Genomic DNA, 21,606 nt, shown 5'->3' with positions numbered 1-21,606 from the left:
ACTCGATTGCATTATGTTCATGAAATAGGTAAAAACCAATTGTTGTCAAAATTTAAAACCTTTATTACTATGAAAACATATCGTATTATGTTGAAATAATATCAAAAAGGGGATGTATTCATTGTCTTACCAAATTGAACAAAAGGACGGTATTCTAACTTTTACTATTGATAGAGAAGAAAAGAGAAATGCAGTAAATGACGAAGTAATGAATGGCCTAAAACAAGTAATTAAACATATTAAAGAGAACAGAGATGTGCGATTTTTAGTTGTTACTGGTGCGGGGGATAAAGCGTTTTGTTCTGGTGGAGATTTGACGGAATTTCATAGTTTAAAAACGGCTGAAGAAGCTTTTGGGATGTTAAGCAAAATGGGAAATATATTATATGAACTTGCTACATTGCATGTTCCAACCATTGCCTTAATTAACGGGACAGCCGTTGGGGGTGGTTGTGAAATCGCTACAGCATGTGATTTTCGTTTGGTGGCAAGTCATGCAAAATGCGGATTTATTCAAGGAACGTTGGCAATTACGACCGGATGGGGTGGCGGTACGTATTTATTTGAACGTGGATTGCGTCATGACCGTGCATTAAAAATGCTGATTGATGCGAAGCCATACACTGCTCAGCAATTATATGAAATTGGTTGGGCTATGAGAATATTTGACGGTCCAAAAGAAGAAGCATTGGAAGCGTTTATTGAAGATATGAAAAAAATTCATCCTTCTGTCCATCATGCATATAAAGAGATTGAACTTCGCAAATGGAGAGAGCGAAATATGTATGGACGTGTTATGGAAGAAATCAAACTTTGTGCAAAACTTTGGGAAAGTGAAGATCATGAAAAAGCAGTTGAACGCTTCTTATCAAAATCAAGCAATCATAAATAATACAAAATATTGTCTTCAACAATACTACTGAATAATCGGTTATATCCATTTGAAAATAGGTCGCGACAAAATTTTTATATGTCGCAACCTATTTTTTTCTATGTTCTTTAATTCTATTTACTCTCTTTTTGCATATAGTAGTAAAAAAATGAGAGGTGATAAGTATGGAAGGGAAAAGAAGGAAAGATCAATGGACAGCTGAAGATGACGAAAAATTAGCAGAGATTGTCATCACAGCTGTACAAAATGGAAGAACTCAATTAGAAGCGTTTGCTGAGGCTGCGCAAGTGCTGAATCGAACAAAGCAGGCTTGCGGTTTCCGCTGGAATAAAACATTAAGGCAACAATATGGTCAAATGTTAAATAGTGTTAGAAAACGACCAAAGCAATTAATGCGAAGCCACTTAAAGCTTGCTCTTAATAGTTTTGATGAATTGACAGAAGCATACAATGAATTAGAACTAAAATATCGAGAGCTTCAAACTGAGCATGATAGAGTGCTAAAATGGCTTCAACAAGGTGCAATATTCATCGAACAACAACAGCAAAAACAGCAGCAATAATCGCCATTATTCCTCTTTTTTATCACCATCATCCATCAATCAAGGTAAAGGAAGCTGCAGTTAAATATCGAAAACTTCAAATATTTCCAGTATAATATGAAAAAAAGGGTGTGACACTCTTTCGGTCACACCTTTTTGTCGTTTTCGTTCTTGAAAAAATAAGGATGTACAAACCAGCAAAACAATTAATATCAATTTAATGGAATAAATAAGTTGTAAAGAGGGAAGCGCGTATGAATATAGTTATAATTGGTGCAGGTTCTGTCGGAATGTTGATGTCCTCGTTTTTAGCTGAAAAATATGAAGTAACGTTAATAGTTCGAAGGCTAAAACAAGAAGAAGCAATACGAAAACATGGCCTTTATAGAAAAAATTTGGATGGAACTATTACGAAGAAATATGTGAATGTTACGACTACATATAATGAAATTGCGACAGCATCTTTAGTAATTGTGGCAGTAAAATATACACATCTGCAAGAAGTTTTCCTGCAACTTCAGAAGCTGCCACAGGACATACCAATTTTATTTGTACAAAACGGTTTAGCTCATTTTGAAGAAGCGCTGAAACTTCCTCAACAGACTATTGGATTTGGCTCATGCCAATTCGGTGCACAAAAGGCAAATGATTATACAGTTATTCATAATGGAATTGGTGTGTTAAAATTAGCAGTTGAAAGGGGAAATGACGAGGTTTTTCAATTGTTACACGGGATAGAAAACGAATTGTTTCCTTTACAATTTGTCGATGATGCTGAAAAAATGCTTTTTGAGAAGGCGTTATATAATTGTTTTATCAACCCCTTGACAGCTGTGTTGCAAGTAAAAAACGGCGAATTAATCAACAATATTCATGCGAAAAAATTGTTAAAAGATTTATATGAAGAATTAATGAATGCTTTCCCTGAACAAAGAATGATTGTCTCATTTGAAGATGTTGTTTCGTTGTGCGAAAAAACAGCTTCTAACACTTCTTCGATGTTACAAGATCGATTAATGAATAAGAAAACAGAAGTGGAATCGATTGTCGGAGCAATCATAAAAAAAGCAGAATTAAAAGGTAAAAGCTTACCGACTTTAAAAACGTTATATCATTTAGTGTTGTCACTAGAGGGTGAAAAAACGTGAAATTAGTTTTAACATACATTCTTGGCACCCTAATTTTATTGCCAATGACTGCCTTCATTATTTCATTTTTTTTATTTCGGAAATACTTGAAAAAACAGGCGGACAGTAGTTTTAGTTTAGCAGCAGATATCACGACCTTTTTTTTATTTTTCTCCGTCACCCTCTCCATTGCAACCCTATGGAACTCTACAATAAGTATTGTAGCCGTTGTAATTTCCATATTGATTGCGATGTTGATGACTTATAAAGAATGGAAAACGAAAAAAGAAATTAAAGTATTTCCTTTATTGAGAAGAATATGGCGCATGCAATTTTTATATTTAATTTTCATCTATACGATTGTTTGGATTGTAGGCATTATTCAAAGTATTATATTTTTTATTACATAGATTGAGCCATTTTCTTTTCAGACAATGTTTCAAAGATTACAATATAACAGGAATAAATATTTACTTTCAATGAAATGAACGTATTGAGTTAAGTAGAGGAGTAGTAATATGAAACTGGAAAAATTATCACCAGTTAACAATCAATTGTTATCTGATTATTGGGCGGAAAGTGAACATTTGCTCTCATTTTATCAATATCCATATAAAGATGAATCATTTCGAGTACGAGCTCATTATTTGAGAGAACAAGCGTATAATCGAAAAAGTTTATGTAACGTTATTTATCAGTATATGGAGCCTTTTGGCATTTCAGAAAAATCAATGGAGAATCTAAAAAAATTAGAAAAAGGTGCGTTGGCAGTTGTTGGTGGTCAACAAGCGGGATTGTTGACGGGTCCGCTTTATTCTGTTAATAAAGCAATTAGTGTTATTTTGCTATCGAAAGAACAAAGTGAAAAACTAGGTATTGATGTCGTACCGATTTTTTGGATTGCGGGTGAAGACCACGATATTTTAGAAATTAATCATACTTATACGATTGTCGATGGATTGCCAAAAAAGAAAATTTTTGACGTAGCTCCTCGCAAAAAGACGATTGCTTCCGAAACTCGGTTTGATCATTCGTTAATGAAAGATTATATTGATGAAATTTTTAAAGATTATGGTGAAACGGAATACACGCATGATCTCTATCATTCGGTACTGCGACATATGAATGACAGTGAAACATTTACTGATTTCTTCGCTCGTTTAATGAATGATTTATTTAAAGATGAAGGACTGCTAATGATCGATTCGGCGTTTCTACCATTTCGACAATATCAAACCACTTTTTTCCAGCGAATCATCGAAAAAAATGAGGAGATTAGTTTAGCAGTAATTGAAAAGGAACGATTATTAGAAAAGAGAGGGTATGGTACTCCGATTGTTGCAACGGAGGAAAATGCGAACCTCTTTTATGTGCGAAATGGAGAACGATTTTTACTCGAAAGAAAGAATGGCTTATTTGTTAATTCGGCTGCAAACGTAAAATTTACCCTTGAAGAACTTTTACAAATTGCTGAACAATCACCAGAACAACTAAGTAATAATGTGGTAACGAGACCTTTAATGCAAGAAATGTGTTTGCCAGTATTGGCTTTTGTGGCTGGTCCTGGAGAACTTCATTATTGGGCGGCTTTAAAAGATGCATTTGAAGTATTAGACTTACAAATGCCGATTTTAGCCCCAAGGTTAAATATTACTTTTATTACTCGTCGTGTAGAACAACTGCTTTTTGAATATCAACTAACTTTTGAAGATGTTGTGGCTGGTGAAGTGCAAAAAATAATGAAACAATTTATTCAGGATATTCAAGAGGTTGAAGCAGAGGAAAAAATTCAGCGAATCAGAAAGATGTTAGACGAGCAATATGATGAGTTATTACAACTATTGAATGCGAAACAGCTCCATTTGGAAAGGATATTAGAAAGAAATAAGAATTACCACAATATGCAACTTGATTATTTAAGTCAAAAAATCGAACAAGAAGTCTTACTAAAACATCATCACACGATTCGCCGGTTGAATATAATTGTAAGTGAGTTGTATCCAAACAACAATTTCCAAGAACGTGTATTTAACCCATATCAATATTTAAATCTTTATGGCTTTAGTCTTATTACACACTTATTACAATTACCAATGAAAATTGGGAATTATCATTATTTGATAAAATTATAGCGTTTTTTCTATTTTTTTTAGAGCTATCTCGTAGGAGATAGCTTTTTTAATTCTTTTTTCTTATACACTGCTCTGTTTATGGAGTACAATTGGCATAATTTGTGAAAAGTTTACAAACTATGCGAAGAAATATGTGGTGGAAAGTGGGGGAATGTGGTACATTATTTACTAAAGTGGGGTGAGTAGCATGTTCATGGGAGAATATCAACATACTGTTGATGCCAAAGGACGTTTAATCATACCATCAAAATTCCGTGAATTATTAGGAAATACTTTTGTCATTACCCGGGGTCTTGATAACTGTCTTTTTGGATATCCTATGAACGAATGGCGAAAGCTCGAAGAAAAACTGAAAGACTTGCCAATGACGAAAAAAGATGCAAGAGCATTTGCTAGGTTCTTCTTTTCTGGGGCTACCGAAGTTGAATTAGACAAACAAGGGCGAATTAACATTCCTTCGAATCTTGCTACTTACGCAAAACTTGAAAAAGAATGTGTTATTCTAGGTGTTTCAACCAAGATTGAAATATGGTCTAAAGAACTTTGGGAAGAATATTTCAACGAAGCAGAGGAATCTTTCAATGATATTGCAGAAAATCTTATTGGCTTTGACTTCTAGCGAATACATCGATGAAGGAGCAATCATTTCATGTTCGATCACACAACTGTACTATTAAAAGAAACTGTCGATGGCTTAAATATTCATCCAGACGGAATATATGTGGATTGTACATTAGGTGGTGCTGGTCATAGCGAGTACTTAGTTCAACAACTTTCTAGCAATGGTAGACTAATATGTTTTGATCAAGACTTAACTGCCATTGAACATGCGAAAAAACGTTTGGAAAATTATAAGGATAGAGTGAATTTTGTTCATTCCAATTTCAGGTATATAAAACGGGAATTGGATAAACTTAATATTCAGAAAGTTGATGGTATTCTCTATGATTTAGGAGTTTCCTCACCCCAATTAGATACTCCGGAAAGAGGATTTAGTTACCAGCACGATGCTCCTTTAGATATGCGAATGGATCAAACTCAAGAACTAACTGCCTACCATATTGTAAATGAATGGCCATATGAAGATTTAGTGCGTATTTTTTTCCGTTATGGGGAAGAACAATTTTCAAAGCAAATTGCTCGAAAAATTGAAATGGCAAGAAAAAAAGCACCCATTGAAACAACAGGACAGCTTGTCGATTTAATTAAAGAGGGCATTCCAGCATCTCGTCGTCGTACAGGTGGACATCCAGCAAAGCGAGTTTTCCAAGCAATTCGCATTGCAGTGAATGATGAATTAGGGGCGATTGAAGAGTCGCTGACAGATGCCATTGATTTATTACGTATTGGCGGTCGGATAAGCGTTATCACATTCCACTCTTTGGAAGATCGCATAGTTAAAACAATATTTAAAGAGGCTTCATCATTACCAGAATTACCTCCAGGTTTACCAATCGTACCAGATGAATTCCAACCGGTATTAAAAAATATTACGAAAAAGCCGATTGTTCCATCGGGGGAAGAGTTGTTGGCAAACAATCGAGCGAGATCAGCAAAATTACGTATCGCTGAAAAAATTCATGAAAAAGGGCGTGGCTAAATGGCAGTTCGGGTTAGGCAACCATTATATTATCAACAACAAGAAGTACCCTATCAACAACCCACCAATCAACCAAATATAAGGCAAGTAAAAAAGAAGCAACGTAAAATCATTACAGCAAGGGAAAAGTTTTTATATATCGCATTTGTTATAGTTGTTGCAACTTTATCTGTATTCGTATTACATAAACAAAGCTCAATTCAAAAAACAACGATTGAAATACAAAAAATTGAAAGAGAAATCGCAGAAATTGAAAAAGAAAATGCGGATTTAAAAGTACAGGTTAGCGAATTATCAACATATGAAAGAATTTGGGAAAAAGCCAATTCACTCGGTTTAACTCTTAAAGAAGATAACGTAAAGGTAGTGCCGGGAGAATGAAGAAAAAGAAATTTCGTTTTCAATGGGGAGCCTTTCTAATGTTTTTATTATATGGAGGGCTCTTTTTTGCATTATTCTTAAGGATTACTTACATCCAAATTACTGGACAAGTTGAAGGAGAAGAATTAAAGGCAAGGGCTGCAGCATTGTACCAAAAGGAAGCGGTGATTACTGCTGAACGCGGAAAAATATTAGATCGGAATGGAAATGTAATAGCAGAAGATACGTTAAGCTATCGACTAATCGCCGTTGTCAATCCAGTTGCAACAACAAACCCAAATAACCCACAACATGTTGTAAATCCTAAAAAAACAGCTGAAATATTAGCAAATTATATTGATATGGATGAATCGACTATTTATAAGATATTAACAAAACGAAGGCCGAATGGTGGATATTATTATCAAGTTGAATTCGGTTCTGCAGGAAGAGGAATCAGTCACGAAATCAAAACGAAAATTGAAAAGGAAAAATTACCTGGTATTAAATTTGTAAGTGATACGAAGCGATATTATCCAAACGGTATTTTTGCATCCCATTTAATTGGTTTTACGCAAAGAGAAAAGCAAGAGGATGGAACGTTTATTCCTGTAGGGAAAATGGGATTAGAATTGATTTACAATGAACAATTAACTGGAGAAAACGGGAAAATTGAATATGAAAGCGATGCATTTCACTATTTATTGCCAAACAGAGATAAGATGATCAAACCAGCGAAAAATGGTGACAATATTTATTTAACAATTGATAAAACAATTCAAAACTTCTTGGAAGATGCGATGACAAATGTGGACCGAGAATATAATCCTGACTCGATGGTTGGCCTTGTAGTGGATGCAAAAACAGGGGAAATTCTTGCATTGTCTCAACGTCCTACATTCGATCCTGAAACTAGAATTGGTTTGGAAAACAACTGGTTAAACTACGTGACACAAGAAGTAATTGAACCCGGGTCTACAATGAAAACATTTACTTTAGCTGCTGCAATTGAGACAGGCAATTGGCATCCGAATGCTACGTATCAATCTGGTTCTTATAGGGTGTTGGACAGAACGATTCGGGACCACAATATTCATGGTTGGGGAAGAATTACTTATTTAGAAGGTTTCCAACGTTCATCCAACACTGCGATGGCCAATTTACTAGAACTAATGGGCAATGATACTTTTATTGATTATTTAGAAGCCTTTGGATTCGGGAAAAAAACAGGCATTGATTTGCCGGGAGAAGTAACAGGAACAATTTTAACCCGATATCCAATTAACTATGTAACAACTTCATTCGGACAAGGTTCTACTGTGACGCCGATACAGCTAGTGCAAGCCATGACAGCCATTACGAATGATGGCGTTATGATGCAACCATATGTTATTGATAAAATTGTGGATTCTTCCACAGGAAAAGTGATTGAAAATCATCAACCGAAAGAAAAAGGAAAACCGATTTCTGCAAGCACAGCGAAACAAGTAAGAGCAATTTTGGCTTCTACCGTTACTTCGGAAGTAGGTACTGCTAGAAACTATAAAATTGATGGATATGAAGTAGCGGGGAAAACAGGTACTGCTCAAATACCGAATCCAAATGGAAGAGGCTATTTATATGGAAAAAACAATTATTTATATTCCTTCTTAGGTTTTGCCCCTGTTGATGATCCACAATTGATTGTTTATGTAGCAGTGAAAAGACCAAAACTTAAAGGAACTGAAATTGGTTCAGAACCGGTGGAAAAAGTATTTAAGCCTGTAATGGAAAATAGCTTAAAATATTTAAACATTAATCCAGAAGATGCGAAGCCTGTAGAGAAAATAACGATAGGGAACTATATTGGGAAAAAAGCTGCGAAATTAAAACAAGAATTAGAGAGTCAAGGATTAAAAACAATTATTATTGGTGAAGGCGGAGAAATTATTGACCAATATCCGAAAGAAGGAGTTTCAATGGTAAAAGATAGCATCGTCTTTTTAAAAACGGATGGCGTTGTGACATTGCCTTCTTTTGAAAATTGGTCATTGAGAAATTTACTAATCTATAAAGCGATGTCCGGTATAAATATTGAAATCGTAGGAGAAGGCTATGTAGAAAGCCAAAGTGTATCAGAAAATACAATGATTACTGATTCCTCCCCGATTGTTGTTAAATTAAAAACTCCTGAAGAATTATTCCTAATTAGTGGTGAGCAATCTGAGGAATTGCCCCAAGATTAGCTTAACTTTTGAATAGATGAGAAGTTCGTTTCATACCTTGTAAAAAACGAGGTGTGATGTCGAATGAAGTGGATTTCAACCGTCTCCAAAAAACGGTTGCGGATTGTAATGTACGGCTTTATTCTTTTTGTGATAGCCGCCATCGTCCGACTGTTTATTGTTCAAATTATTCAGCATGACAAGTTGACAGAACTGGCAAAGGAAAACTGGGATCGAGAAATTCCATTTGCTTCAGAAAGAGGAGAAATAGTCGATCGTAACGGTGAAGTCATTGTAACAAATAAATTAGCGCCGACCTTGTATTTTATGCCTGCACAAAATGATAATATTGAACAAGCTGCCAAACAAATTGCTTCTGTCTTAAAAGTTGATGAAAAAAAGTTGTATGAAAAAATGAATTCAAAATCGTACTTAGTAAAGCTTGCACCAGAAGCAAAAAACATTACTTATGAACAAGCTGTTGAACTTCAAGGGTTAAAAATTGATGGTCTATATACAGGTGTCGATTATGTTCGACATTACCCTTATGGGAATTTATTATCCCGTTTTATTGGATTCACTGGCTATGATACGCAAGGCTTAGCAGGCATTGAATATCAATATGACAAATACCTCACATCAAAAGATGCGGCAATTCGTTTGTTTACGGATGCAAAAGGAAATACTTTACCACACGTAGATGATGAGTGGCGAGAAGGGCATCAAGGAGCAACTGTACAACTAACAATTGATTTAGAAGTTCAGCAAGTGGTTGAAAGAGAATTGTCGCAAGCGATGAAAAAATATAATGCAGAACAAGCCTTAGCAATCGCCATGAATCCAAATACGGGAGAAATTTTAGCCCTTGCTTCTTATCCTACATACGATCCAAGTAACTTTGAAAAAGTGAAACCTGAAATTTATAACCGCAACTTGCCGGTTTGGATGACCTTTGAGCCAGGATCAACATTTAAAATTATTACACTAGCCGCTGCCATTGAAGAAGGGAAAGTGGATATAGAAAAAGAGAATTTTTATGATAAGGGGTATACAATTGTAGAAGATTCAAGACTTCGCTGTTGGAAGCGCGAGGGACATGGACAACAAACATTTTTACAAGTAGTAGAAAACTCTTGCAACCCGGGGTTTATTGAACTTGGGCAGCGAGTAGGTCCAGATAAGTTATTGCAGTACATTAAAAACTTTGGTTTTGGTGAACCGACTGGATCAAACATTGCCGGAGAAGCGAGCGGCATATTATTCTCAAAAGAAGCTTTTGGACCTGTTGAGCATGCAACAACGTCTTTCGGGCAAGGAATTGCTGTAACGCCTATTCAACAAGTTCAAGCTGTTTCTGCAGCCATTAATGGAGGGAAACTATATAAGCCATATGTCGTTTCAAAAATTGTTGATTCAGAAACGGGAAAAATCATTCTTGAAAATCAACCGGAATTAAAACGTACGGTTATCAGTGAACAAACATCCGAAAAGGTAAGGTATGCGTTAGAATCTGTTGTTGCAAATGGCTCTGGGCGAAACGCATATCGTGATGGACTGCGTATTGGTGGGAAGACAGGAACTGCTCAAAAAGTAGAAAATGGTCGTTATAAGGTTGGGGATTATATTGTTTCTTTCATCGGCTTTGCGCCGAGTAATAATCCTCAAGTCGTTGTATATGTTGCGATTGATAGTCCGAAAAGTTCAGTCGTTTTTGGTAGTACCATTGCAGCACCTATCGTCGGGCAGATTATAGAAGACATTGCGCCAATCATCGGTTTGGAAGTTAATCGGGAAGGGCAATTGGAAAAGCAGTATCGTTGGGGAGATCCAATGACAGAACGGGTACCAAACTTAGTTGGAATGAAAGTGGATGAAATCATGAAGCTTCAATACCCATTCCATATTGAAATGCATGGAACAGGAAAAGTTGTAAAAAGTCAATTACCTGAACCTGATAATATTATTGAAGTGGATGGAACGATTCATTTATATTTAGGAGATTAAATAGAATTGAATTTTACTGCTCCTGCGGCAAGGAAGCTTTTCCCCGCGGGAGTTCATCAATAACAAGAGGGAGTTTCCTTATTTTGTTAATAGTACCATGCTTCCATCTATGATATTGTAGAAATCGATTCAGAATGAAGTTTTTGAGGGAGATCTAACATGTCTATTGAAATAACAATAACTATTTTAGCAGTATCCTTTCTTATTTCAGTAATATTGGGGCCGTTGATAATACCAATACTTCGACGGCTGAAGTTTGGTCAAAGTATTAGAACTGAAGGTCCCAAATCTCATATGAAAAAAGCCGGAACGCCAACGATGGGTGGAGTGATTTTCTTAATTTCCATTGTTACAACTACAATCGTTGTTGGAAAAATGCTTCAATTATTTACTACCCAATCCGTTGTTATGTTATTAGTTTTGGCAGGATTTGGTGTCATCGGATTACTAGATGATGGCATTAAAATTGTTTTTAAAAGAAATTTAGGTTTGACTTCATTGCAAAAATTAGTCGGTCAAATCATTATTTCAATTTTAGCCTTTTTACTATTAAGGCTAGGTACATTTGATACTTCCATCAGCATTCCTTTTACCGAATGGTCGGTTGATTTAGGAATACTTTACGTGGCCTTCTTAATTTTTTGGCTCGTTGGTTTTTCCAATGCTGTCAATTTAACAGATGGTTTAGATGGATTGGTGGCTGGCACAGCATCAATCGCCTTTAGTGCCTTTGGCGTCATCGCACTATTTAATGGGCAGACGGATGTGGCATTATTTACTTTTGCAGTAACAGGAGCTTTGCTAGGATTTTTAATTTTCAATGCGAATCCTGCAAAGGTATTTATGGGAGATACGGGTTCTCTCGCTCTTGGAGGAGCTCTAGGACTCGTATCTGTCATTGTAAAGGAAGAGTTATTGCTATTACTTATTGGGCTAGTTTTTGTAATTGAAACATTATCTGTTATCCTACAAGTAGTAAGTTTTAAAGCGAGAGGAAAACGCATATTTAAAATGGCCCCTATCCATCACCATTTTGAATTGTCTGGATGGTCGGAGCGAAAAGTTGTTGCTGTATTCTGGTCAACGGCATTACTAGTAGCAATGATTGCTGTGATAGCGGAGGCATATTTATGATTCATACAACAAAATTTCAACATAAAAAAGTTTTAGTATTAGGTTTAGCAAAAAGCGGTGTAGCAGCTTCAATGCTTCTACATAAACTTGGGGCATTTGTAACAGTTAATGATGCGAAGCCATTCGAAGAAAATCCCGATGCTCAAAATCTATTGAAAATGGGAATTACAGTAATATGTGGAAGACATCCAGAAGATTTGTTAGATGAAGGTTTCGAACTTGTTGTAAAAAATCCTGGCATTCCTTATACGAATTCAATTGTCAAAGATGCTTTGAAAAAGAATATACCTGTCATTACTGAAATTGAATTAGCATATCTAGTAAGCGAAGCACCAATGATTGGTATTACAGGAACAAACGGCAAAACGACGACGACGACATTAATTTTTGAAATGTTAAAAGCGGGGAATCGCAAGCCGAAAATTGCTGGAAATATTGGGACTGTAGCATGCGGTGTTGCTGAAAATGCCAGCATTGATGAAGTAATTGTAACGGAATTATCATCTTTTCAATTAATGGGGATTGAACAATTTAAGCCCAAAATTGCAGTGTTAACAAATTTATATGATGCACATTTAGACTATCATGGAACTTTTGAGGAATATGCAAAAGCGAAATTTGGTATTACCAAAAATCAAACAGAAGAAGATTATTTAATCTTCAACAAAGATCAAGATGTGGTTGCAGATTGGGCAAGTAAATCCAATGCAACAAAAATTCCATTCAGCATAAAAGGTCGCATGAAAGAAGGAATTAGTGCTGATGATTCAATGATTTACTGGGAAGGAGAACCGTTTATCCATCGAGAATTGATTGCCTTACCCGGTAAACACAATTTGCAAAATATATTAGCAGCTATTGCTGCTTGCAACATTTATGGATGCGACAAATCAGCGATGGAAGAAGTGTTAAAAAACTTTTCTGGTGTTCGCCATCGTACTCAATTTGTACGTGAATGGAAAGGTCGAAAAATTTATAACGATTCCAAGGCGACGAATTGCTTAGCAACAAAAGTAGCTTTAGAAGCATTTCATCAGCCGATTGTATTAATTGCTGGTGGACTTGATCGAGGACATTCCTTTGAGGAATTACGTGAAGCAATGAAGAATGTAAAAGCTGTAGTAGCTTTGGGAGAAACGAAACACCGATTTATCGAATTTGCAAAATCTTGTAATGTTAAGAAATGGGACATTGCTACAAATATCGAGGAAGCTGTTGAAAAGGCTGCGCAACTATCTGAGAATGGCGACGTTATATTATTGTCCCCAGCTTGCGCTAGTTGGGATCAATATAAAAGCTTTGAAGTGCGGGGAGATTTATTTATCGAGGCGGCAATGAAACTTTCTTAAAAAGCCAACTTGATTTTGAAGCAAAAATTATTAGGAAAGGATGCCATCACTGAAATTTACGTATAAAAGGCTATTTATCATTTCGGCATTCATACTTTCGATTATTGGTGTGATTTTCATTTATTCGGCAGGTACATATTGGAGTGCGATTCACTATGAAGGTGAAATTCCTTTTTACATTAAACAATCCATTTATCTTATATTGGCATTAATTGTCTTCAACATTGTTTCGAATATGCCGATATTTCACAATGAAAAAACATGGATTAGCTTATATATATTTTCTCTCGTACTCCTTGTTCTTGTCTTAATTCCAGGAATTGGTCTTGAGCGGAATGGATCACAAAGCTGGATCGGAATTGGTCCATTGACAGTTCAACCTGCCGAATTAGTAAAAATTACGACATTAATGTATTTAAGTTTTCTATTAAGCAAAGTGCCAAACGGCGAACGGGTTGTCCGACTCCAGCACTTCCTCATTATCCTGATCCCAAGTGCTTTAATCATGTTACAACCCGATTTCGGATCTGTGTTTATTTTAATTGTATCCTCTTTTATATTGCTCTTCATTGCAAGATATCCAATAAAACTGTATGTTGCATTTATCTTGCTTGGGGTTGCCGGATTAATCGGGCTAATTGCTACGGCTCCTTATCGCTTGAAACGAATTGAGGCTTTCATTGATCCATGGCAAGATCCATTAGGAAGCGGTTTCCAAGCGGTACAGTCTTTGCTAGCCATTGGACCTGCTGGGTTACTCGGGCATGGATTTCAACAAAGTAGACAAAAATTTTTATATTTGCCAGAGCCGCAAAATGATTTTATTTTTTCAATTATTTTAGAGGAAATCGGTTTTTTGGGCGGTTGTTTAATCATTGGACTGTTCTGTTTATTTATCTATTCCGGAATAGGATTAGCTCTGCAAGCAACTAGAAGCTTTGATTTTTTCGCCATTAGTTCCCTTGTAGCAATGATTGGTTTTCAAGCAGCGTTAAATATTGGTGTTGTAATCGGGCTGATTCCTGTAACTGGTGTGACATTACCATTTATTAGTTATGGCGGTACTTCGTTAATGATTATTTGGTTTATTGTTGGCGTCATCGTTTCAATATCCAATCGAACCGTATAAATTGGAAAGGAGGAGTAAAAATGGACAAAGTCATTGATATAGAAGAACGCATACCAACTTTGAAGAAAAAAAGAAGAAGAAGAACAAACATAAAGTTTGCTGTCATCATATCACTATTTGTCGCGACGTTATTTTTACTCCTTTATTTCCAATCTCCTTATAGTAATATACAAAAAATTTCGGTCCATGGAGCGGACTTGGCAAAAGAAGAATATTATTTAAAAAAGTCTGGACTTGAAATCGGCCATTCAATGTGGGGGTTTAAAACTTCAAACGTTGAAGAAAGTTTACAAGACGAATGGGTCAAACATGTAGTCGTAAGACGAAAATTGCTTACAACAGTAGAAATTGAAATAGAAGAATTTCGAAAAGTAGCCTACATCTTTGAAAATAATCATTTTTATCCGATATTGGAAAATGGGGTTGTTTATAAACAATCAGAAGAATTTCCTCCAATTGATGCACCAATCTTTTTGCATTTCCATGATGAGGACTTAAGAAAATTAGTACTAAAAGAATTGGCAGAACTTGATGAAGAGGTGCTAACATTAATTTCACAAATTAATTTAACTTCTACAGAAACGGATCCATTTGCGATTACATTGTTTATGAACGATGGCTATGAAGTAAGGGCGGAAATTACTTCTCTAGCTGAAAAACTTAAATATTATCCGGCAATCGTTGCTCAAATCGAAAGCACTGGAGAGTATGAAAAGGGAATTATCGATATTGAAGTTGGTTCTTATTACAAACCCTATTCAGAAGAATATAAGGTTTTGAATATAGGTACGCAAACCGATAGTGAGAAGGAAGAACAGGATGTGGAAAATGATGAATCCACTTCATAAGAAAAAACAAAATAAATTTAAGCGAAAACATTTTATCCTTCTATTCGTTAGTATCGTAACAGGTTTCATTATTGGCTATGCCTATAATTTGGCAAGAGACGATAAACAATTTGATTCGAATTATTTTGAACAGGAAGATATATACCGCACAGAGCTTATTGAGCAACAAGAGAGAAATAAAGAATTGATGGATGAGCTCAATGCATTAAAAGCTCAAATAAGAGAATATGAAAAGTCTTTTACTGAAAGTACAAATGACTATAAAGAATTAGCACAGGAAGCTGAAAAATTGAGGCTAATACTAGGCGAATTGCCTGCTCATGGTGAAGGAATCAGAGTTACACTAAAAGACGGACATTACAACCCGAAATCGACAAATCCAAATGACTATATTGTTCATGAAAGTCATATTTTTATGGTCATTAATGAATTAAAAATTTCCGGTGCTGAAGCAATTGCTATAAATGGACATCGATTGAAACCAAATTCTTATATTCATTGCAATGGTCCTGTGATTACGGTGGATGGAACACAATATCCTGCTCCTTTTGAAATTGAAGCAATCGGAAATTCAGAAACATTAATTTCTTCTTTAAAAATAGCAGGTGGAGTTTTTGATCAATTATTAAATGATTCAATTATCGTAACTATTCAAGCATTGGATAATATTGAAATGCCTTCAATAAATTCTTAAAAGGGGGCAGGCAGGTGGAAAATAAAGTAGTCATTCGAATCACGATTATTTCTTTTATTGTAGGGTTAATGATTGCTGTTCAATATAATACAATACAAAAACCTGAATCACGAGATACTAGAGACATTTGGGAAATACGTCAAGAGCTATCAGAAGAAAAAAAAGTGCACTCTGAACTATTAAACGAAATTGTTTCATTAAAAAAAATTGCAGCAGAATATGAAGATGCAAACATTGAAGAACAAGGAAAAGTATTACAATCAACTGTTGACAATTTAAAAAAGAGGGCAGGTCTGACAAAGGTGGTTGGTCCAGGAGTTCATTTAAATATTAGGCCTGCAGAAGAGTTGATTCTGAGCGGCTATAAAGTGGAACCAATATCCCCTGATCTTTTAATTAGACTTGTGAACGAAATATATCGTTATAACGGTCTTTATATTGAAATAGATGGACAGAGAATTGTCCATACTACTGCCATTCGGGATATTAATGGAAAAACGACAGTCAACAGTGTTCCAATAAGCAATTCAAATGTAGATATTTATATTATTACGGAAAACTTTGAACAAGCAGAAAAACTTCATAGCTATTTATATGCTTCGACTTTTCAAGATGATTTTTATCTCGATAATTTGAAGTTGACAATACACCCAGCAAAAGAGGAGATTACGATTGATGCCTATGATGGGGATTTGACTAATACTTATTTGCTGAAAAGTGAAGGGGATTAGAATATGTGGTTACCATTTTTAGGATTAGTATTAGGATTAACTTTAGGTTTATTGACCGATATTCAAATTCCTTCAGTTTATGAAAATTACTTATCAATAGCTGTACTTGCTGCGCTAGATACAATTGTTGGAGGAATTCGGGCAAATTTGCAACAAGTTTACGATGATAAGGTGTTTATCACAGGTTTTTTCTTTAATATCGCGTTAGCTATTGGACTAGCTTTTTTAGGTGTCCATTTGGGAGTAGACTTATATTTAGCAGCGGTATTTGCTTTTGGAGTCAGACTTTTTCAAAATATTGCAATCATTCGACGAATTTTGATACAAAAGTGGGAAGACAGACATGTAAAAAAGGATGAAAAAACTGTATAATAGCAGTAGAATTTATTATGTATTATGTTATACAAGAATTTACTTAGACATATATAGTATTTTAAAATAAAATGAGTGTAGTAGCATTCGAAGGAGGTGCGGTGAGATGAACCATCAAAATATATATATTTCACTCGATATAGGTTCCTCTTCTATTAAAGTATTAATTGGTGATGTAACAGATGGCCAGTTGCATGTTATAGGAGTTGGAAATGTCAAAACGAATGGCGTTAGAAAAGGTGCAATTGTTGATATAGATGCAACCGTTCAATCAATTAAAAAAGCCGTTGAACAGGCAGAACGAATGACAGGAATTCAAATTCGAGAGGTCGTTTTAGGTATACCTGCAAATCAAACAGCCTTACAGCCAGTGAAAGGTGTTGTGGCAGTTAATAGCGAAAATCGTGAAATTACAGATGATGAATTAGAGCGAGTGTTTGAATCTGCTCAAGTGATGTCGATACCACCAGAGCGGGAACTTGTCAATTTAATTCCAAAACAATTTATTGTCGATAACTTGGATGAAATTAAAGATCCCCGCGGCATGATTGGTATTCGACTTGAAATGGATGCCACAATGATTACTACATCTCGCACATTATTGCATAACGTTCTGAGATGTGTAGAGCGTGCAGGACTTGATATTAAAGAAATTTATTTGCAACCCTTGGCAGCAGGATATTTTGCTTTAACGGAAGACGAAAAGAACCAAGGTACCGCATTTATTGATATTGGTGGCGGTTCAACCACGATTGCCGTATTTGAAGATGGCTTGTTAACTCATACAGGAGTCGTTCCGGTCGGTGGCGACCATATTACAAAAGATTTATCCATCATATTAAAAACTCCAACTGAACAAGCCGAAAAAATAAAGAGACAATATGGACATGCCTTCTATGAGGATGCTTCGGAAGAGGAAGTATTTGAAGTGCCAGTTGTAGGTACAGATGCCACAGAAGAGTACAGTCAAAAATTCTTAGCGGAAATTATCAGTTCCCGTTTGGAAGAATTGTTTGATCTCGTTTTAGACGAATTAGCTCGCTTGGGAGTAAGAGATTTACCTGGTGGAATCGTTATTTCAGGCGGTGTTGCTTCATTAGAAGGTATTGCTCAACTTGCACGCCAAGTTTTGCAAACGCGCGTGAGAATTTATATTCCTGATTATATCGGGGTTCGAGAACCTTCATTTACAACTGCTGTTGGCTTAATTTGTTATGCACATATGGAAGATGAATTTTTTGGAAGAAGCCCGGTATCGAAAGCACCTGTTTATTCAACGGTAGGTTCAGTTACTACTCCTCCTAAAAAACAATCTCATGCATCTGAAAAAGCTGATAACGGTAATAAATCGAGCGTTATCGATAAAGCAAAAAGGTTATTTGATAAATTTTTTGAATAAATAAAAAGAAGAATATAAAAAAACTTAGACTAGTGTGGCAGGAGGAGAAAGAATGTTAGAATTTGATACGAATATTGACCAGCTAGCCAATATTAAAGTAATTGGTGTAGGCGGCGGTGGAAATAATGCTGTAAATAGAATGATTGAACATGGAGTTCAAGGTGTTGAATTTATTGCAGTAAATACAGATGCTCAAGCTTTAAAACTATCAAAAGCGGAAATAAAATTACAGATTGGTAGTAAACTGACTCGTGGATTAGGTGCAGGGGCAAATCCTGAAATAGGTAAAAAAGCTGCTGAAGAAAGTAGAGAACAAATTGAAGAAGTTGTTCGTGGAGCAGATATGGTATTTGTCACTGCAGGCATGGGTGGAGGAACTGGAACAGGTGCCGCACCAGTTATCTCACAAATTGCAAAGGATTTGGGAGCATTAACTGTTGGGGTTGTGACAAGACCGTTTTCTTTTGAAGGTAAGAAGAGACAAACACAGGCAATTAGTGGTATTGCTGCAATGAAAGAAGCGGTGGATACTCTGATTGTCATTCCGAATGATAAATTATTACAAATTGTGGATAAAAGCACTCCAATGCTTGAAGCTTTCCGTGAAGCTGACAACGTATTACGTCAAGGGGTGCAAGGGATTTCCGACTTGATAGCTACACCAGGTCTCATCAACTTAGACTTTGCGGACGTAAAGACAATTATGTCCAATAAGGGATCAGCACTTATGGGTATCGGTATTGCTTCTGGCGAAAATCGTGCGACTGAAGCTGCGAAAAAAGCGATTTCCAGTCCACTACTTGAAACTTCCATTGATGGCGCGAAAGGTGTCATTATGAATATTACTGGAGGAACAAATTTAAGTCTATTTGAAGTGCAAGAAGCAGCTGATATCGTTGCGTCTGCATCTGATGAAGAAGTGAATATGATCTTTGGATCAGTGATTAACGAAAACTTAAATGATGAAATCATTGTAACAGTGATTGCAACGGGCTTTTCAGAAGATGCTGCACCTCAAAACACACAAAGTGTAAGACCTTCTATCAATACTCGTAGCTCACAGCAGAACATAGTTCAACAACAACAACCAATGCGGGAACGCAATGTAGAACCGCAACAGCAAGCGGAATATAATCGCAATCAACAAGAAGATATTTTAGACATTCCAACATTTTTAAGAAATCGTCGTCATCGAAACCAATAACTATTTTAAATTAAGAAATAATGTTACACAAAAATTGAAAATTCGACATTTTCTCAAATAAAATATTTATCTATCAACGAAAAAAGTAGCAAAGGAACAATATAGCGTATTAAAAATTACGCTAGATTGTTCCTTTTTTTATGCATATTTTCTCGGTATATGCAATATTTTGTCAATAAAAACTCCACTTTCCCTACAACGTTTTGACATTTTCCACATGGAGACAGTGATAATCTATCAATAGGAGGACGCTAAAATGATTGGAGAATTACTCGTACTATACAATACGTTATTTAATTACTTTTTATTAAAGTTTACGAAGGAAATAACGGGATTGTATGTAAGGAAAAGAAGATTGTTATTTAGTGCATTCATTAGCGGACTCGTGTCTTCAATACTTTATCACACATTTATAGGAGCAGTTGCAAGTTTTCTTTTATTAATTGGACTCGCTTTCTCCTTTCGAATTCAAACACTGTTGAAACAAGGAACAGTGTTGCTTGTTGCCACCTTTTTTCTAGGTGGGTTGCTCACAAGTTTATTACCTTTTTTACTTAGACAATCGGATCTTATTTTTTTTATCTTTTGTTTAAGTATCGCTGTTCTTAGTTTAACTTTTATTCATTCGAAATGGAGAAATATGACAAAAGAAAGGTTGCAACAATCCTTTGTCGTTGATTGTGAATTAGAGCTATTTCAAAAAACATATTCGTTGAAAGGATTCATTGATACGGGAAATGAATGTGTGGAACCGATTAGCGGAAAACCGGTTCATTTCTTATCGTATCAAGCGGTAGAAGAAAAATTGCCAAAAGAGTTAAAAGAAGGTTTGCTTACGTGGGACGACAAGAATCCTTATCAACTAACAATGTTTCCTAGCTTTATGTACCCTAAAATCAGAATTTTGACATTGTCAACGGTCCAAAAAGAAACGTCAACCGCATTAGCATTTCGTTTTGACCGTCTGATTCTTTACGGAAACGTAAAGAAGGAAATATTGGATGAATATGTAGTTTTTACTAGACACGATGCTCGTTTTCCGCAGAATGCACAAATGATACTCCACGTTTTAGCGTTGAACTAATTCATAAAGGGGGAGAATGGTTGTTTGAAAAACTGAAAGAACTGATCACGAGAATATTTAGTAAGTTTCGCACTAAAAAAACATACTATATAGGAGGTCATGATTCATTGCCGGTACCATTGTCTAGAGAAGAAGAAATGTCAGTAATAGAAGCCTTTATGAATGGTGATATGAAAGCTCGCGATACATTAATTGAAAGAAATCTACGTCTTGTTGTATATATTGCAAGACGTTTTGATAACACAGGTACACCTATTGAAGATTTAATTAGTATTGGCTCTATCGGATTAATAAAGGCAATTGAAACTTACAATAAAGAAAAGAATATTAAACTTGCCACATACGCTTCTCGATGCATTGAAAATGAAATTTTAATGCATTTAAGAAAGACAAGTCGTATGAAGGGTGAAGTTTCTTTAGATGAACCATTAAACTCAGATCCAGACGGTAATGAATTGCTACTATCAGATATTTTAGGCACAGATGAAGAAATTATTATGAATGATGTTGAGAAGAAAATTGAACGTGCGTCGATGTTTGAAGCAATTAACGGATTAAGCGAGAGAGAAAGATACATTATGGAATGCAGATTCGGTTTAAACGGTAAAAAAGAAATGACGCAAAAAGAAGTTGCGGATCACTTAGGAATTTCTCAATCATATATTTCTCGCTTAGAAAAGAAAATTATTTCCGAGTTAAGAGAATCCTTAAACCAACCAATCTCATAAAGAATTGGCTGAAATTGGACTAGTAACAATACGCATATTCTTTTCCTTTTCGGACAAACTTAAAAAACAATCC

At 35.6% G+C, this 21,606-nt stretch carries 21 protein-coding genes; all 21 read left to right on the top strand.

The window, feature by feature from the left end; genetic code table 11:
* Positions 1–121 precede the first annotated feature (121 nt).
* The 21 genes from NST00_RS13710 to sigE all read left to right on the top strand — a co-directional run bounded on the left by NST00_RS13710 (position 122) and on the right by sigE (position 21,533).
* The gene (locus NST00_RS13710) at positions 122–892 is read left to right on the top strand and encodes an enoyl-CoA hydratase/isomerase family protein (protein ID WP_016837518.1); all 771 of its coding nucleotides are present in this window, start codon (positions 122–124) and stop codon (positions 890–892) included.
* Between the two features lie 164 nt (positions 893–1,056).
* Positions 1,057–1,455 carry a transcriptional regulator gene (locus NST00_RS13705; RefSeq protein WP_016837517.1) on the top strand — a complete coding sequence of 133 codons (399 nt, stop codon included), beginning with the start codon at positions 1,057–1,059 and terminating at the stop codon, positions 1,453–1,455.
* A gap of 233 nt (positions 1,456–1,688) precedes the next feature.
* Positions 1,689–2,582, top strand: a complete 894-nt coding sequence (locus NST00_RS13700; RefSeq protein WP_016837516.1) for a ketopantoate reductase family protein — start codon at positions 1,689–1,691, stop codon at positions 2,580–2,582.
* Positions 2,579–2,971, top strand: coding sequence for a DUF3397 family protein (locus NST00_RS13695; protein WP_339288921.1), 393 nt, complete (start codon positions 2,579–2,581; stop codon positions 2,969–2,971). The genes NST00_RS13700 and NST00_RS13695 overlap by 4 nt, the downstream gene beginning before the upstream one ends.
* A 108-nt stretch (positions 2,972–3,079) precedes the next feature.
* Positions 3,080–4,693: a bacillithiol biosynthesis cysteine-adding enzyme BshC gene (gene bshC / locus NST00_RS13690; protein WP_340710132.1), complete on the top strand. Its 1,614-nt coding sequence runs from the start codon at positions 3,080–3,082 to the stop codon at positions 4,691–4,693.
* 187 nt (positions 4,694–4,880) lie between these two features.
* Positions 4,881–5,312 carry a division/cell wall cluster transcriptional repressor MraZ gene (mraZ, locus tag NST00_RS13685; protein ID WP_016837513.1) on the top strand — a complete coding sequence of 144 codons (432 nt, stop codon included), beginning with the start codon at positions 4,881–4,883 and terminating at the stop codon, positions 5,310–5,312.
* 30 nt (positions 5,313–5,342) lie between these two features.
* The gene (gene rsmH / locus NST00_RS13680; protein ID WP_340710131.1) at positions 5,343–6,293 is read left to right on the top strand and encodes a 16S rRNA (cytosine(1402)-N(4))-methyltransferase RsmH; all 951 of its coding nucleotides are present in this window, start codon (positions 5,343–5,345) and stop codon (positions 6,291–6,293) included.
* Complete coding sequence (ftsL, locus tag NST00_RS13675; protein ID WP_340704283.1) at positions 6,294–6,674, top strand: cell division protein FtsL; 381 nt, start codon at positions 6,294–6,296, stop codon at positions 6,672–6,674. It begins immediately after the preceding gene.
* Positions 6,671–8,878: a penicillin-binding transpeptidase domain-containing protein gene (locus tag NST00_RS13670; protein ID WP_445329564.1), complete on the top strand. Its 2,208-nt coding sequence runs from the start codon at positions 6,671–6,673 to the stop codon at positions 8,876–8,878. Before ftsL ends, NST00_RS13670 begins: the two co-directional genes overlap by 4 nt.
* A 63-nt stretch (positions 8,879–8,941) precedes the next feature.
* Positions 8,942–10,861 carry a stage V sporulation protein D gene (locus NST00_RS13665; protein WP_016837509.1) on the top strand — a complete coding sequence of 640 codons (1,920 nt, stop codon included), beginning with the start codon at positions 8,942–8,944 and terminating at the stop codon, positions 10,859–10,861.
* Positions 10,862–11,020: 159 nt separating this feature from the next.
* Positions 11,021–11,995 (top strand): phospho-N-acetylmuramoyl-pentapeptide-transferase, encoded by a 975-nt coding sequence (gene mraY / locus NST00_RS13660; protein ID WP_016837508.1) that lies wholly within the window; start codon positions 11,021–11,023, stop codon positions 11,993–11,995.
* Entirely contained in the window at positions 11,992–13,344 is a 1,353-nt protein-coding gene (gene murD / locus NST00_RS13655) for a UDP-N-acetylmuramoyl-L-alanine--D-glutamate ligase (RefSeq protein WP_016837507.1), read from the top strand. Before mraY ends, murD begins: the two co-directional genes overlap by 4 nt.
* 40 nt (positions 13,345–13,384) lie before the next feature.
* On the top strand, positions 13,385–14,473 hold the full coding sequence (locus NST00_RS13650) for an FtsW/RodA/SpoVE family cell cycle protein (protein WP_016837506.1): 1,089 nt from the start codon (positions 13,385–13,387) through the stop codon (positions 14,471–14,473).
* 20 nt (positions 14,474–14,493) lie between these two features.
* Positions 14,494–15,321 carry a cell division protein FtsQ/DivIB gene (locus tag NST00_RS13645; RefSeq protein WP_016837505.1) on the top strand — a complete coding sequence of 276 codons (828 nt, stop codon included), beginning with the start codon at positions 14,494–14,496 and terminating at the stop codon, positions 15,319–15,321.
* The gene (locus tag NST00_RS13640) at positions 15,293–16,015 is read left to right on the top strand and encodes a DUF881 domain-containing protein (protein WP_016837504.1); all 723 of its coding nucleotides are present in this window, start codon (positions 15,293–15,295) and stop codon (positions 16,013–16,015) included. The genes NST00_RS13645 and NST00_RS13640 overlap by 29 nt, the downstream gene beginning before the upstream one ends.
* Before the next feature lie 14 nt (positions 16,016–16,029).
* Entirely contained in the window at positions 16,030–16,746 is a 717-nt protein-coding gene (locus tag NST00_RS13635; RefSeq protein ID WP_016837503.1) for a DUF881 domain-containing protein, read from the top strand.
* Between the two features lie 3 nt (positions 16,747–16,749).
* The gene (locus tag NST00_RS13630; protein ID WP_016837502.1) at positions 16,750–17,118 is read left to right on the top strand and encodes a small basic family protein; all 369 of its coding nucleotides are present in this window, start codon (positions 16,750–16,752) and stop codon (positions 17,116–17,118) included.
* A 106-nt stretch (positions 17,119–17,224) separates the two neighbouring features.
* Positions 17,225–18,517, top strand: a complete 1,293-nt coding sequence (gene ftsA, locus NST00_RS13625) for a cell division protein FtsA (RefSeq protein ID WP_340710129.1) — start codon at positions 17,225–17,227, stop codon at positions 18,515–18,517.
* A gap of 52 nt (positions 18,518–18,569) precedes the next feature.
* Positions 18,570–19,721, top strand: a complete 1,152-nt coding sequence (ftsZ, locus tag NST00_RS13620; RefSeq protein WP_016837500.1) for a cell division protein FtsZ — start codon at positions 18,570–18,572, stop codon at positions 19,719–19,721.
* A gap of 256 nt (positions 19,722–19,977) precedes the next feature.
* Complete coding sequence (locus NST00_RS13615) at positions 19,978–20,805, top strand: sigma-E processing peptidase SpoIIGA (protein ID WP_016837499.1); 828 nt, start codon at positions 19,978–19,980, stop codon at positions 20,803–20,805.
* A gap of 20 nt (positions 20,806–20,825) precedes the next feature.
* Positions 20,826–21,533: an RNA polymerase sporulation sigma factor SigE gene (gene sigE / locus NST00_RS13610; protein ID WP_016837498.1), complete on the top strand. Its 708-nt coding sequence runs from the start codon at positions 20,826–20,828 to the stop codon at positions 21,531–21,533.
* The last annotated feature ends 73 nt before the right edge of the window (positions 21,534–21,606 follow it).

This window comes from Ureibacillus sp. FSL K6-0165 (assembly GCF_038004285.1).
GTDB classification, from domain to species: Bacteria; Bacillota; Bacilli; order Bacillales_A; family Planococcaceae; genus Ureibacillus; species Ureibacillus thermosphaericus.
This window is presented reverse-complemented; position numbering and strand designations above follow the sequence as displayed.

Excerpts from the sequence above, each read along its gene's own strand:
- NST00_RS13705 (WP_016837517.1), top strand. The coding sequence starts at position 1,057 with ATGGAAGGGAAAAGAAGGAAAGATCAATGGACAGCTGAAGATGACGAA.
- NST00_RS13700 (WP_016837516.1), top strand. The coding sequence starts at position 1,689 with ATGAATATAGTTATAATTGGTGCAGGTTCTGTCGGAATGTTGATGTCC.
- bshC (WP_340710132.1), top strand. The coding sequence starts at position 3,080 with ATGAAACTGGAAAAATTATCACCAGTTAACAATCAATTGTTATCTGAT.
- mraZ (WP_016837513.1), top strand. The coding sequence starts at position 4,881 with ATGTTCATGGGAGAATATCAACATACTGTTGATGCCAAAGGACGTTTA.
- rsmH (WP_340710131.1), top strand. The coding sequence starts at position 5,343 with ATGTTCGATCACACAACTGTACTATTAAAAGAAACTGTCGATGGCTTA.
- ftsL (WP_340704283.1), top strand. The coding sequence starts at position 6,294 with ATGGCAGTTCGGGTTAGGCAACCATTATATTATCAACAACAAGAAGTA.
- NST00_RS13670 (WP_445329564.1), top strand. The coding sequence starts at position 6,671 with ATGAAGAAAAAGAAATTTCGTTTTCAATGGGGAGCCTTTCTAATGTTT.
- NST00_RS13665 (WP_016837509.1), top strand. The coding sequence starts at position 8,942 with ATGAAGTGGATTTCAACCGTCTCCAAAAAACGGTTGCGGATTGTAATG.
- mraY (WP_016837508.1), top strand. The coding sequence starts at position 11,021 with ATGTCTATTGAAATAACAATAACTATTTTAGCAGTATCCTTTCTTATT.
- murD (WP_016837507.1), top strand. The coding sequence starts at position 11,992 with ATGATTCATACAACAAAATTTCAACATAAAAAAGTTTTAGTATTAGGT.
- NST00_RS13650 (WP_016837506.1), top strand. The coding sequence starts at position 13,385 with ATGCCATCACTGAAATTTACGTATAAAAGGCTATTTATCATTTCGGCA.
- NST00_RS13645 (WP_016837505.1), top strand. The coding sequence starts at position 14,494 with ATGGACAAAGTCATTGATATAGAAGAACGCATACCAACTTTGAAGAAA.
- NST00_RS13640 (WP_016837504.1), top strand. The coding sequence starts at position 15,293 with ATGTGGAAAATGATGAATCCACTTCATAAGAAAAAACAAAATAAATTT.
- NST00_RS13630 (WP_016837502.1), top strand. The coding sequence starts at position 16,750 with ATGTGGTTACCATTTTTAGGATTAGTATTAGGATTAACTTTAGGTTTA.
- ftsA (WP_340710129.1), top strand. The coding sequence starts at position 17,225 with ATGAACCATCAAAATATATATATTTCACTCGATATAGGTTCCTCTTCT.
- ftsZ (WP_016837500.1), top strand. The coding sequence starts at position 18,570 with ATGTTAGAATTTGATACGAATATTGACCAGCTAGCCAATATTAAAGTA.
- NST00_RS13615 (WP_016837499.1), top strand. The coding sequence starts at position 19,978 with ATGATTGGAGAATTACTCGTACTATACAATACGTTATTTAATTACTTT.